The sequence below is a fragment of the Thermodesulfovibrio sp. 1176 genome, assembly GCF_029946585.1.
Classification (GTDB): Bacteria; Nitrospirota; Thermodesulfovibrionia; order Thermodesulfovibrionales; family Thermodesulfovibrionaceae; genus Thermodesulfovibrio.
Genome location: NZ_JARZRZ010000005.1, coordinates 151796 through 164484, shown reverse-complemented (window position 1 = coordinate 164484; position 12689 = coordinate 151796). Strand labels below are relative to the sequence as shown.

The 12689-nt window shown below is 32.3% G+C and carries 18 protein-coding genes; 13 read left to right on the top strand and 5 right to left on the bottom strand.

Annotation, left to right across the window (positions count from 1 at the left end; translation table 11 throughout):
* Positions 1-103 precede the first annotated feature (103 nt).
* The 4 genes from QI155_RS09595 to QI155_RS09580 form a co-directional block, all read right to left on the bottom strand.
* On the bottom strand, positions 104-232 hold the full coding sequence (locus tag QI155_RS09595) for a hypothetical protein (RefSeq protein WP_281321501.1): 129 nt from the start codon (positions 230-232) through the stop codon (positions 104-106).
* A gap of 88 nt (positions 233-320) precedes the next feature.
* Entirely contained in the window at positions 321-1394 is a 1074-nt protein-coding gene (gene ispG, locus QI155_RS09590) for a flavodoxin-dependent (E)-4-hydroxy-3-methylbut-2-enyl-diphosphate synthase (protein ID WP_068859997.1), read from the bottom strand.
* Complete coding sequence (gene mltG / locus QI155_RS09585) at positions 1387-2382, bottom strand: endolytic transglycosylase MltG (RefSeq protein WP_068859999.1); 996 nt, start codon at positions 2380-2382, stop codon at positions 1387-1389. Before mltG ends, ispG begins: the two co-directional genes overlap by 8 nt.
* Positions 2383-2430: 48 nt before the next feature.
* Positions 2431-2886: a RidA family protein gene (locus QI155_RS09580; RefSeq protein ID WP_281321500.1), complete on the bottom strand. Its 456-nt coding sequence runs from the start codon at positions 2884-2886 to the stop codon at positions 2431-2433.
* A gap of 121 nt (positions 2887-3007) precedes the next feature.
* Between QI155_RS09580 and QI155_RS09575 the strand changes: the two genes are divergently transcribed.
* The 8 genes from QI155_RS09575 to prxU all read left to right on the top strand — a co-directional run bounded on the left by QI155_RS09575 (position 3008) and on the right by prxU (position 7974).
* Complete coding sequence (locus QI155_RS09575; RefSeq protein WP_068860007.1) at positions 3008-3589, top strand: response regulator transcription factor; 582 nt, start codon at positions 3008-3010, stop codon at positions 3587-3589.
* Between the two features lie 174 nt (positions 3590-3763).
* Positions 3764-4303: a hypothetical protein gene (locus tag QI155_RS09570; RefSeq protein WP_068860009.1), complete on the top strand. Its 540-nt coding sequence runs from the start codon at positions 3764-3766 to the stop codon at positions 4301-4303.
* An 81-nt stretch (positions 4304-4384) separates the two neighbouring features.
* Positions 4385-4945, top strand: coding sequence for a hypothetical protein (locus tag QI155_RS09565; protein ID WP_068860011.1), 561 nt, complete (start codon positions 4385-4387; stop codon positions 4943-4945).
* Between the two features lie 11 nt (positions 4946-4956).
* Positions 4957-5361 (top strand): hypothetical protein, encoded by a 405-nt coding sequence (locus tag QI155_RS09560; RefSeq protein ID WP_281321499.1) that lies wholly within the window; start codon positions 4957-4959, stop codon positions 5359-5361.
* A complete protein-coding gene (locus tag QI155_RS09555; RefSeq protein WP_068860015.1) occupies positions 5345-5734 on the top strand; it encodes a CsgE family curli-type amyloid fiber assembly protein in 390 nt (129 codons plus the stop codon). Before QI155_RS09560 ends, QI155_RS09555 begins: the two co-directional genes overlap by 17 nt.
* A 17-nt stretch (positions 5735-5751) precedes the next feature.
* Positions 5752-6162: a curli assembly protein CsgF gene (locus QI155_RS09550; protein WP_068860017.1), complete on the top strand. Its 411-nt coding sequence runs from the start codon at positions 5752-5754 to the stop codon at positions 6160-6162.
* A 14-nt stretch (positions 6163-6176) separates the two neighbouring features.
* Entirely contained in the window at positions 6177-7115 is a 939-nt protein-coding gene (locus QI155_RS09545; RefSeq protein WP_068860019.1) for a CsgG/HfaB family protein, read from the top strand.
* 136 nt (positions 7116-7251) lie between these two features.
* On the top strand, positions 7252-7974 hold the full coding sequence (gene prxU, locus QI155_RS09540) for a thioredoxin-dependent peroxiredoxin (protein WP_254045451.1): 723 nt from the start codon (positions 7252-7254) through the stop codon (positions 7972-7974).
* Positions 7975-8018: 44 nt separating this feature from the next.
* On the opposite strand, the gene QI155_RS09535 is transcribed toward prxU, so the two are convergent.
* The gene (locus QI155_RS09535) at positions 8019-8756 is read right to left on the bottom strand and encodes a DUF4197 domain-containing protein (RefSeq protein WP_281321498.1); all 738 of its coding nucleotides are present in this window, start codon (positions 8754-8756) and stop codon (positions 8019-8021) included.
* A gap of 154 nt (positions 8757-8910) precedes the next feature.
* On the opposite strand from QI155_RS09535, the gene greA reads away from it, so the two are divergent.
* Genes greA through hslO form a run of 5 tightly spaced genes read left to right on the top strand, consistent with a single transcriptional unit; the run spans position 8911 to position 12686 of the window.
* Positions 8911-9384 carry a transcription elongation factor GreA gene (gene greA / locus QI155_RS09530; RefSeq protein ID WP_281321497.1) on the top strand — a complete coding sequence of 158 codons (474 nt, stop codon included), beginning with the start codon at positions 8911-8913 and terminating at the stop codon, positions 9382-9384.
* Positions 9377-10123, top strand: coding sequence for a dihydroorotate dehydrogenase electron transfer subunit (locus QI155_RS09525; protein ID WP_281321496.1), 747 nt, complete (start codon positions 9377-9379; stop codon positions 10121-10123). The genes greA and QI155_RS09525 overlap by 8 nt, the downstream gene beginning before the upstream one ends.
* A complete protein-coding gene (locus tag QI155_RS09520) occupies positions 10120-11034 on the top strand; it encodes a dihydroorotate dehydrogenase (RefSeq protein WP_068860031.1) in 915 nt (304 codons plus the stop codon). Before QI155_RS09525 ends, QI155_RS09520 begins: the two co-directional genes overlap by 4 nt.
* Entirely contained in the window at positions 11006-11830 is an 825-nt protein-coding gene (locus QI155_RS09515) for an SAM-dependent chlorinase/fluorinase (RefSeq protein WP_068860033.1), read from the top strand. The genes QI155_RS09520 and QI155_RS09515 overlap by 29 nt, the downstream gene beginning before the upstream one ends.
* Entirely contained in the window at positions 11823-12686 is an 864-nt protein-coding gene (gene hslO, locus QI155_RS09510) for an Hsp33 family molecular chaperone HslO (protein WP_068860038.1), read from the top strand. Before QI155_RS09515 ends, hslO begins: the two co-directional genes overlap by 8 nt.
* Positions 12687-12689: the final 3 nt, after the last annotated feature.

Genomic DNA, 12689 nt, shown 5'->3' with positions numbered 1-12689 from the left:
CCCTGTAAGCATAAGAAGTATTGGTTCAATAAACAGTATGCAGGATAACCCAATCTTTGAGGGACAAAGTCCCTCAAACTCTCCTTAGATAAAAATAAAGAATTTATCTTTTTGGGATACAAAGGTGCAAAGCCCCTTTGAGAGTTTCATCATAAACTGCTAAGCCTGCTTTTACTGTTATTTCATCTTTTGTGCGGGATAACTTGAAAGAAAGTATATTTTGTTTTATCATATCGATGAACCTCCTTTTTTTTATTTATTTAATCTATCGGAGGATATTTTATATCACCCTTAAAATTAAAATCCTATAGAAAGGAGGCTCACTTTTTTATATGCCTATCGGCAATCTCAGGATTTATTTCATTAATTAAAGCGGAGACAATTTCATTTTCCTTTACAGTTTTTACAATTTCACCTTTTACAAAAACTATTCCTTGTCCCTTTCCTCCAGCAATTCCAAAATCTGCTTCTCGAGCCTCACCAGGACCATTAACTGAACAACCCATTACAGCAATTTTAATTGGTTTTTTAATTTTTTTAACTGCTGATTTTACCTCTTTAACCATTTTTTTAAGATTTATCTCGCATCTTCCACAGGTTGGACAACTTATAACTTCTACACCAACTTGTCTTAATTGAAGTGTTCTTAATATTTCATAGGCAACTTCTACTTCAGTGACAGGTGATGTAGTCAAGGATACCCTTATTGTATCACCAATGCCTTCCATAAGAAGAATTCCAATTCCAATAGAACTTTTCACTATTCCCTCAGGTGGACAACCTGTTTCAGTAATCCCTACATGTAAAGGATAGTCATGTTTTTCGCTAAATAATCTATAGGCTTCTATTGTTTTTAAAACATCGGAGGCTTTAAGGGAAACTTTTATATCTTTAAAATCGAGTTCTTCAAGTATTTCAATGTGCCTTTCAGCTGCCTCAACCATAGCCTCTGAAGTTGAACTACCATATTTTTTAATTAAATCCTTTGGGAGAGAACCAGCATTAACACCTATTCTTATTGGAATCCCTCTTTCTTTTGCAGCCCTTACAACCTCTTTTACTTTCAATCTGTCTCCAATATTACCTGGATTTATTCTTAATCCATCAACACCTTGTTTTATTGCTTCAAGGGCTAATTTATAATTAAAATGTATGTCTGCGATAAGAGGAATTTTTATTCTTTTTTTTATTTCTCCGATTGCTTTTGCTGCTTCCATATCGGGAATGGCGATTCTTACAATTTCACATCCAGCTTTTTCAAGTTTCTTTATTTGTCTAACTGTTTTAAAAATATCCCTTGTATCAGTTTTTGTCATTGATTGTACAGCGATAGGAGCTCCATCACCTATTGGTACACTACCAATATAAATTCTTCTTGTTTTTTTTCTATTCATTCTTATTACCTCTTATTTCATTTATTGCAGATAGATGACTATCATAATTTACTGAAAATTCATGGGAACCATCACCTTTTGCAACAAAGTATAAATATGGAACTTTGGCTGGATTTAATGCAGCATTAATTGAACTTAAACTTGGAGAGGCAATAGGACCCGGAGGCAATCCCTTAATAATATAAGTATTATATGGGGTTCTATTTAAAAGGTCTTTTTTTGTTACTCCCTGTTTATATCTCTTAATTCCATAAATTGCTGTTGGATCAGCCTGAAGAGGCATTCCGATTTTTAATCTATTGTGATAAACAGCAGATATTAATGGTTTTTCCTCTTCAAGTTTAGCTTCCTTTTCAATAATTGATGCAAGTGTTACTACCTGATTTACTGTCCATCCCATTTTTCTTGTTTTTTCCTGAAGTCTCTCATCGTAAATGCTCCAAAAATTTTTAACCATAATCTTTATTATTTCTTCAATATCCATACCCTTTGGAATACTGTATGTTGCAGGATAAAGATAACCTTCCAAAGATGGAGCATCTATATTGAGAGTTTTTAAAAACTGTTTGTCTTTGCTTAATTTAAAAAGTTTTTCCCCGTAATCAGGATTTAACTTGGAAAGTTTTTCTGCTATTTCAAAGAGACTATCTCCCTCAACGATTGTAATTGTGTAATCAATTATTTTCCCCTCAAGAAGTTTTTCAAGTAATTCAAGAAGATTCATATCCTTTGTTATAAGGTAATAACCTGCTCGGGCTTTTTTTTCCACTCCCAATAGGCGTCCTGTTATTTTAAAAATTGTTTCATCTCCAATTATGTTTTTTCCCTTTAAAATGGAAGCAATAGTTGAAAAACTTGATCCTTGCGGGATAAAAACCTCTGTATCTTCCTTTAATTTTAAAGGTTTTGTAAGTTCAATGGTCACATAAAGAGATAAAAAAACAAGATAACTGAGAAAAACTACTAAAAAGGCTTTCCAGAACTTCATTTTTAAATGATATCAAATAATTGAATTTTATGGCAAATTTGAAAGATTTTACAATTCAAAGATAAAATCCATCTCTAAAGGAGAATCAAGGGGAAGACTACAAACTCCTACGGCAACTCTACAATGCTTACCTTTATCTCCAAATATTTTCAGTAAAAATTCTGATGCGGAATTAAGAATCTTTGGATGTTCGGTAAAATCTGGTGTAGTAGCCACATAACCTGTGATTTTTATGCACTGTTTAATATTTTCAAGACTACCAATGTAATCTTTTACAATAGCCAAAGCATTAAGGACAACCTTAATAGCCTCATTCTGTGCTTCTTCAATAGTTAAATTTTTTCCAACTTTACCAGTTTTTAAAAGTTTTCCGTCTACAAAAGGAAGAATTCCACTTAAAAAAAGTAAATTTCCAATTTTTAATGCAGGAGTGTAAGCCCCAACAGGCTTTATAGCTTTTGGAAGTTCGTAACCAAGTTCTTTAATTTTCTCCTCAATGGTCATATTTTTAATTTAACATAAAGCCGTTGCTAAACTTTAGACAAAAAATTTTTAAACTTTTGATTTAAAACAAAAGATGGTTGTTAAAAGTTTAAAAAATGATTATTATTTAATTAATTAAAGTATGATTAAACTTTTTATTAAAATAAAGTCTAAGATTTTTTCGGAACTTTTGTCTGAATGTATTCTTAAAGATGAAGATTTTAAAATTATAAAGGCAGACAATTTATCAGATGAAGTCCCAGATATAGTTATTACTGACAAATATGAATTGAAGAATGAACTGATTAATAGACATCCTGAATCAAAGATTTTTTTAATTGATACGGGGATTCCAAGAGAAGAATTAATTTCTTTACTTATAAAGTATAAATTAAAAGGAATTTTATCCATGAATTCAGATATTTCACACCTTAAAAAGGCTTTAAAAGTAATTTATAGCGGTCAAACATGGATAAGTGATGAATTAGTTAAATGTCTAATTGAGTTTGATCGATTTAATAATGTTGTAGATATTAAATTGACCGATAAAGAAAAAAAGATTATGAAATTGGTTTGCGAAGGCTTATCAAATAAGGAAATTGCTGCAAAATTATTTATAAGTGAGCAAACTGTTAAGGCACACCTTCACAGAATTTATCAAAAATTAGCAATTAAAAATAGACCTCAGCTTGCAGTAATATATTCAAAGATTTTTAATCAGTAAAACGTTAGTATTAACCCTATCGAATACTTTTTTAAAACTACAATCTTAACCCTTAAGAAAACTAAAAAATATACTTTTGATTAATTGTTTATTATTTGAGAAATCTTTATTCTTAAAGTAAGAACAAGCCCGGCACAGGAATTTTAAAATCTGAAAAAGGAAGGAGGTGAAAAAATGACAAAACTTACAAAAATAATTTTAGCATTAGTTTTAGTTCTTGGTATACCAGCAATGAGTATGGCAACTTGTTTTAATTGTAATCCTTGCGGTGCTAATGGATACAAAGGTTGCACTGAGGCAACAATAACTCAGGTTGGTGGCTTTAACCAGGCTTCTATTGAACAAAATGGTGGTTCATGGTCTTCGAATTTGGCAGTTATTGACCAAAGTGGAATAGGAAATAAAGCTTCTATTTTACAGGCACCATTTGCAGATCATAATAAAGCTATAGTTGATCAGGAAGGATGGAGTAATCAGGCAAATATTAAGCAACAAGGATTAAAAGCTGATTATAATGAAGCCTATATTACCCAAAATGGTCTTGGTAACAAAGCTAATATTGAACAGTATAGTTCCCATAATTTAGCATCAATTACACAGAATGGAATGTGTAATAATGCCTCTATAAATCAAGGAACTATGGGAGGTTCACATTATACTGGTACAATAACTCAAACAGGATTTGCTAACACAGCATCAATTCTTCAGAAGTAAATTCCCAGAGATATTATTTTACCTGTGCTGGGTTTTTGGGGCGGATGAACTCCGCCCTTTAATAAAAAGGAGGTAGTGAAAATGCATCTAAAAGAAATTTTACTCTTGATATTTATAATGTTCATGACAACAACAGTATCTGCTTTTGATTGTGGATATAATGGATACAGAGGCTGTGCGAATGCCGATATTGAACAGATAGGAGCTTTCAATCAAGCTGATATTGAAACCTCCGGGATGAATAGAGTCACAATAAGGCAGGAAGGTATTAAAAATATAGCAAATATTAAACAAAGCTTTGCACTGTTTGGAAATAATGCTGAAATTCTCCAGTATGGAAGTCACAATTCTGTCTTTCAAAATCAGACAGGATTAAATAATTATATTTATGTAGAACAACTGGGAACATTTAATGTTTCCAACCAGATTCAAAAGGGAAATAATAACATTGCTTCAGCAATCCAGTTCGGAATTGGCAATACTATATCACAAACTCAATATACATCGCACAATTTAGCCTTAGCACTTCAAATAGGATTTTACAATAAGGCTTACCAAATTCAGGGATTGACAGGAACTAATGGCAATAAGAGTAATTTACATCAAATAGGTTTTGGTGTTTTAACAATCATTATTCAATGAAAGAGTATAATATGAAAAACTTTTTATTTTTAATTGGAACCATGCTGATTTCAACTATAGTTTTTTCAAATTCCTATGGAGATGAAAAAAAGGATTACGAAGCGTGGTTGATAAAGGAAATTAAAAATTCCCAATTGATTACAAAAGCTTGTGTTAGAAATAACACAAATCGAAGTGTTATACTGATGATCAAAATAACTGGAGAAAAAATAAGTAAAACAGGCATAAGTAGAAGTACTCAATCTAATGAAATATTTCTGAAAGCAAATGAAGAAAAGTGTTCTTCTCAACTAAGTTTTAACTTAATTGATATTGATAATGATGATTATCAGATATCTTTGGAATGTTATAAGGATAATCAATTAATTGCTAAAGATTCAATAAAAAAAGGAATTAAAAGTGAAAAGCCTATTTAAAATAAATTTTATTATTTTCTTGCTATTAATTTTTAGCTTAAACACTGCAGAGTCTCAAATTGAAGGATTCGTAATTGACAAAACAAAAACCAAAATTGGCAGAGATTTTTATGAACTTTTCTATATTAATCTAAGCACAATAGTGAGTGTTGAGAACAGATTAAACATAACTATCGAAGAATTTTTCGATCCTCAGTTCGGCAGTAGAGTATCTGTTTTAATTGATGAAAATATAATTTATCAAAACTTTGTAAGCTCAAGATTTGATGATATAGAAGAGAAAGTTAAAGAAGCAACAGAGATTATTCAATACTTTTTTATGAACTGGAAAGAATATGAAAAATATTTAGAAGAAGAAGGAAAAATAAGATAAAGAGAGGAGTAAGAAAAATGAGAGTATCAATCTTAATAAGCAGTTTTTTAATTGTGTTAGCCTTTACTGTAACTAAATCTAACAGTAGTGAATTAATCTTTCAATTTACAAATCCCTCATTTGGCGGTAATCCACTCAATGGAAGTTTTTTGTTACAGCAGGCTCAACTTCAGAACAAATTTAAGGAAAAAACACAGGAGAAATCTCTTCTTGAACAGTTTGAACCTATGTATCAAGCTCAATATCTTAGCAAAATACTTGATGATGCATATGAGAATAATGGTCAAAATTTAGTTGACGGAACATATGTAATTGGAGGTTTAACTGTTACTGTTACAAAAGATTCTACAAATCGAATTATTACTTTATTAGTTTCAGATCCAGCAACTGGCAGACAAACTACATTTCAAATACCTTATACGCCTTAAAGGAGGAAAATGAGATGTTTAATTTTATAAAATTCAAGTTCATATTAATTCTTTTTTTACCCCCGATTCTATTTGGATGTATGGCAATGACACCAAATATTGCATCTATTAGAGCTACAAGCGGACCAGAATATATTACATCGATTCATCGAGATCTTGTATCTTTGCCAAAGCCTGAAAATCCTATTCCAGTAGCAGTATATAAATTTAGAGACCAGACAGGACAGTATAAAGCACCTGGTAATGCAACAAACTTCTCTACAGCTGTTACCCAAGGTGCTACGTCAATTCTAATAAAAGCCCTTGAAGACAGCGGATGGTTTTTACCTGTTGAAAGAGAAGGGTTGGCAAATCTACTTCAAGAGAGGAAGATTGTCTTACAAATGAGAGAACTTTATCTTACTGAAGAGCAGAAAAAACAGTTTGAACCATTGCCACCTTTACTTTATGCAGGAATTATTTTTGAAGGAGGAATCATAGGTTATGATTCCAATGTAACAACAGGAGGAATCGGTGCAAAATATTTTGGCGCAGGTGGTTCAGCAGAATATAGAGTTGATAAAGTTAGTATTTATTTAAGAGCTGTATCTGTAAAAAATGGGGCTGTTCTTAAAACTGTACAGACTTCAAAGACTGTTTTATCTCAGATGTTGTCATTGGGAATATTTAGATTTGTAAGGCTTAACAGATTACTTGAAGCTGAAGCAGGGATTGCAGCAAATGAGCCAGTTGAGATGGCTGTTCAGGAGGCTATTGAGAAGGCTGTGTATGACATAATAATTGAAGGTGTAAAAACAGGAATATGGAAACCTAAAGATACCAAAGAATTTGAAAAATGGTTAAGTAAATATGAAAATGAACTTAAAGAGAAAACTTTTGCATCAGAATCTATTTCAAAATTATCCAAACAAAAAGAAAGTAAAGACATAGTAAAAGAGCTTTTCAAATATTGACAATTTCCTTCTCTGGTAAGCTTGAATAATTTAAATGCTTACCAGAGTATTTTTTTATTCTTCTGCCATTGAAAATTTTTTCTATAAAAAATATAATTTAAAAAAATTTAATTCAAAGAAGGAGGTGAATCAATTTATGCCAGAAGAATTAAAAGTAGGCTGTGCAAGACCTACAGGTGGTCTTGTAGGTGAAGAACCAAAAAAAGAAGAATCTCAGGAACAAATTATTAAAGAAAAGGAGGGAAGGCAAGTGGTTAAAGTAGGTAAAAAAGCTTCTGATTTTATAGCCCCTGCTTATTATAAAGGTAAGTTTGTAAATGTTAAACTTTCAGAATATCTTGGGAAATGGGTATTACTGTGCTTTTATCCGGGTGATTTCACCTTTGTTTGAGCTACTGAAATTTCGGCAGTTGCCGAAAAATATGGAGAATTCAAAAAGCTCGGGGTTGAAGTTCTATCAATGAGCATTGATAGTATCTTTGTTCATAAAATGTGGAATGATTATGAACTAAGTAAAATGGTTAAGGGCGGAGTACCTTTCCCTATGCTTTCTGATGCAGGAGGTAAAGTAGGAACATTATACGGAGTTTACGATGAAGATGCAGGAGTTGAGACAAGAGGAAGATTTATTATAGACCCTGATGGAGTTATTCAAGGATATGAAATTCTCACTCCACCTGTTGGTAGAAATGTTCTTGAAACTATAAGACAAATACAGGCTTTTCAGCATGTAAGAAAAACTAAAGGAGCTGAGGCAACACCTTCAGGCTGGAAACCAGGAAAGGCAACATTGAAACCAGGACCTGACCTTGTTGGAAAAGTCTGGGAAGTCTGGAAAACAAAAGAAGCCTTTGAATAATTAAAAAATAAAGGAGAAAAGATTCTTCATAATCTTCTTCTCCTTTATCTACCAAATACTTTTCTTAAAAGTTCTGTTACTCTTGCAGATGGGTCTGTTCTAATTTTTTTCTCTTCTAATGCTAACATATAAAATAGTCCATCTAAGGCTTTTTTAGTTACATAATGGTCAAGGTCAATAGATTCCATTCCAAAAAAGGGTGACATAGATGTATATTTATTCATCATATTTTTGTATGCTTTTGTTGTGCCAACTTCATTCATGCTGTTTGAAATTATAGGTTTAAATGATTCATAAAGTTTATTGAAAGTTTTTGACTTGAAATAATCTGTTGCAGATGTTTCGCCTCCAGTGAGAATTTTCCTTGCATCATCAAATGTCATCTCTTTAATTGCCGATATGAATATATCCTTTGCCTTAGGAGTTGCTTTTTCTGCTGCTCTATTCATAGATAGAATAAATTCATCTACCTCTTTTTGATAGCCTATTTTACTTAGGATATTGGCTATATTTTGAATATTTTCAGGGAGTAAAATTTTTATTGCTTCATTTTTAAAGTAGCCATCAATTTTAGAGACCGCGCTTACAGCATTACCAGTTCCAATGGTAAGAGCTTCTTTAAGACCTGCCACTGTTGTATCAGTATCTGTTGTACTTTGTTCTGGTAATTGAAGGTTTCTTAAAATATCATCGAATATTCCAGCTGATGAATGTCCTGCATATAAAATTATTACAAATGTTAAAAACAGAATAATATTTCCAAATTTTTTTATTTTTGACATAACAGCCCTCCATATTTTTTAATTAAAGTATACCATTTATTAAAAGGAATATTTCGATTAACCAATAAACACCATCGAAGTTTTTATTGTTTACCTTAATGCTTATTTTTTGCTAAATTAAATATTATACTTCTATAATGAGGAGGCGGAGTTAATGGAAAGAATTCCTATGACACCTGAAGGTTACGAAAAACTTAAGGAAGAACTTGATAGATTAATAAAAATAGAAAGACCTGCTGTTATAAAGGCAATTGCTGAAGCTCGTGCCCATGGTGACCTTTCTGAAAATGCTGAATACCATGCTGCAAGGGAAAAACAATCCTTTATTGAAGGAAGGATTCAGGAATTACAGGCAAAGCTTGCAAGAGCACAGGTTATTGATCCTGCAAAGATTAATCATGATAAAGTAGCCTTCGGAGCAAAAGTAAAAGTATTAGACCTTGATACAGAAGAAGAAAAGGAGTTTCATCTTGTAGGTCCCGATGAAGCAGATGTAAAAAATGGAAAAATTTCAATTACTTCTCCTGTTGGTAAAGCCTTAATTGGAAAAGAAGTTGGGGAGCAGGTGACAATTAAAGCTCCTGCCAAAACATTTAATTACGAAATAATCTCAATCAGCTTTGAATAAGATATTTAAGGCAGAAATTTTAAAAAATCAAGCACTAACAGAGGATGTTTATTGTCTTAGCATCAATGTGCCTTTTAATATAGAAGCAAAACCAGGACAATTTTTTATCATTAAAATTAACGAAAGATTTGATCCCCTTTTAGGAAGGCCCTTTAGTATTTTTGATTTAGAAGACAAAACATTAAAATTTCTATACAGGGTAAAAGGAAAGGGTACATCTGTATTAAGTAAACTCAGAGAAGGACAAAATCTTCAGATTACAGGTCCCTTTGGAAAATGGTATCCCTTTCCAAAGGATGATTATATTGTAATTGCTGGTGGTATAGGAATAGCTTCAGTTTTTTATCTGATGAAAAAATTTCCGAAAAGAGCTTATTTATTCTATGGAGCACGCCATAGGAGAGAAATTTTTTACTATAAAGAATTAGAAGAAGTTGCAAAGGAAGTTTTTATATCTACTGAATGTGGAACTCTTGATTACAAAGGTGTTATTACGGAGTTATTTAGACAGAAGGGATTACATCTTAATCTACCCATTTACAGTTGTGGACCGATGATTATGATTAGAGAGTTAAAAAAATTACTTAAAAATAAAGATGTTCCCTGCTATGTAGCAACAGAAGAGAGAATGGCTTGTGGTGTTGGTGCCTGCCTTGGTTGTGTTATTGAGACAAAGGAAGGATTTAAAAGAGTATGTACAGAGGGTCCTGTTTTTGAGATTGGAGATTTAATTTTATGAAACCTTTGCTTGAAGTTAAAATCGGAGAATTGACTCTCAAAAATCCTGTTTTAACTGCATCTGGTACTTTTGGTTACGGGCTTGAGTATTCCCAATTTTTTGATATAAGCAAATTAGGAGGAATTGTAGTAAAGGGACTTTCCTTGAAACCCAAGGAGGGAAATCCTCCACCAAGAATATATGAAACACCCTGTGGAATGATTAATTCAATCGGACTACAGAATATTGGATTTGATGCCTTTGTTAAAGAAAAATTGCCTTTTTTAAAAAAATTTGACACAAAAATCATTGCCAACTTTTTTGGCGAAAATCTTGAAGAATATGAAGAGATAGCCCAAAAACTTGATGCCACTGATGGAATCCATGCCCTTGAAATGAATGTTTCCTGTCCAAATAAAACAAGTGAATGGAGGAAAATGGGGCTTCAACCTGAACTTTTAAAGGAATCTGTAAGAAAAGTAAGAAGTAAAGTTAAAAAAACATTAATTGTCAAGCTTTCACCTCAGGTTACTGATATAGCCTATATGGCAAAAATCTGCGAAGAAGAAGGAGCAGATGCCATTTCCCTTATAAATACCATTCCAGCTATGGTTATAGATGTAAAAACAAGAAAGAGCTTAATTGGAACATTAACAGGAGGACTTTCAGGTCCTGCTATCCGACCCATTGCATTAAGAATGGTCTGGGAAGTTGCAAAGGCAGTGAAAATTCCAGTAATAGGAATAGGAGGCATTGTAAATGGCAGAGATGCATTGGAATTTTTTATTGCTGGAGCTAAAGCTGTAGCTGTTGGAACAGCAAATTTTATAAATCCTCTTTCTTCAATAGAGATAATTGAAGAAATAGAAAAATTTTTAATTGAAGAAAAAATTGAAAACATAAATGACCTTATCGGAAGCCTCATCGAGTAAAATAATTACTCTTACCACAGATTTCGGATACTCTGACCCCTTTGTTGGTCAGATGAAGGGAGTTATTTTATCAATAAATCCTGATGTCAAAATAGTTGATATTACCCATGAAATTGAAAACCACTGTATTGAAGATGCTTCCTTTGTTTTATATAACAGTTACAAATACTTTCCTGAGGGTACTGTTCATGTAGTTGTTGTAGACCCAGGAGTAGGTTCTTCAAGACGGGCAATAATAATCCAAACCGATGGTCATTACTTTGTTATGCCTGATAATGGACTTATAAGTTATGTTGTTAAAAATAAATCCTTTAAAGCAGTAAAAATAGAAAACAAAAAATATATTTTAAAAGACAAAAGCCCAACTTTTCAGGGACGGGATGTCTTTGCTCCTGTAGCTGGTTGGTTATCAAAGGGAGTAAATATTGAAGAATTTGGTTCTGAAATAGAAAATCCTGTTATTTTTCCAATTCAAGAACCAGAAATAAAATCAATAAAAGGAAAAAGGAAGATAAAAGGAAGAATTATCTATATAGATAAATTCGGCAATGCCATAACAAACATAAACATAAAACATCTTCAAGAATTTTATAGCCTAAAAGATATTTCAGTAATCAGAATAAAAATTGGTAGACTCTATCTTCCAATTGTCAAATGTTATAGTGAATCACCAAATAAGCCAGCAGCATTAATAAACAGTGATGATTATATAGAAATTTTTGTATACAAAAATAAGGCATCAAAAATTTTAAATTTATCAAAAAATAAACCAGTAGAGGTAGTCATTGATGGATGAGATAGTAAAAGGAATTATCAAGGATGAACATGTTTTAGTTGTTGCTGTAAACTGCACTGAAACAGTCGAGAAAGCAAGAATAATACATGATACCTGGCCTACTGCATCAGCAGCTATGGGTAGAGTAATTGCTGGAAGTCTACTTTTAGCCTCAACTCTCAAGGATAGACAAAAGATAATGATACAAATAAAAGGGGATGGTCCCTTGCAGGAAATTGTTGCAGAGTCAGACTGGCTTTATAGAGTTCGTGCCTATGTGCGAAGACCTCATATATACATGGGGCTTAAAGGTGAAAAAATTGATGTTGGAAGAGCTGTAGGAAAGGGCTTTTTAAATGTTATAAGAGACCTTGGATTAAGAGAATATTATCAAAGCAGTGTAGAATTACAAACAGGAGAGATTGCAACAGATTTAGCTTACTATCTTAATATTTCTGAACAGATTCCCTCTGCTGTATCATTGGGAGTTTTTGTTGAAACTGACAACTCTGTTAAAGCTGCCGGTGGATTCATGATTCAGACAATGCCAGAGACAACGCCACAAATAATAGATTTTCTTGAAAGAAAACTTTCTCATAGTCCTTCTGCCTCATATATGATTCGTCAGGGAATGTCTCCTACACAGATGCTTGAAGAAGCAGTTGGACTTCCAATTGAGGTTTTACAACAAAGTCATGTAACTTACTACTGCCCCTGTTCAAAAGATAGAGTTATAAATGCAGTAATAACATTAGGGAAAGAAGAGATAAAAAAGATGATTAAAGAAGGTGAAACTGTTCAGATTGAATGTTATTTCTGCAAAGAAAAATATCAGTTAAACATAGATGAACTTAAAAACATTCTACGAGATTTATAAATA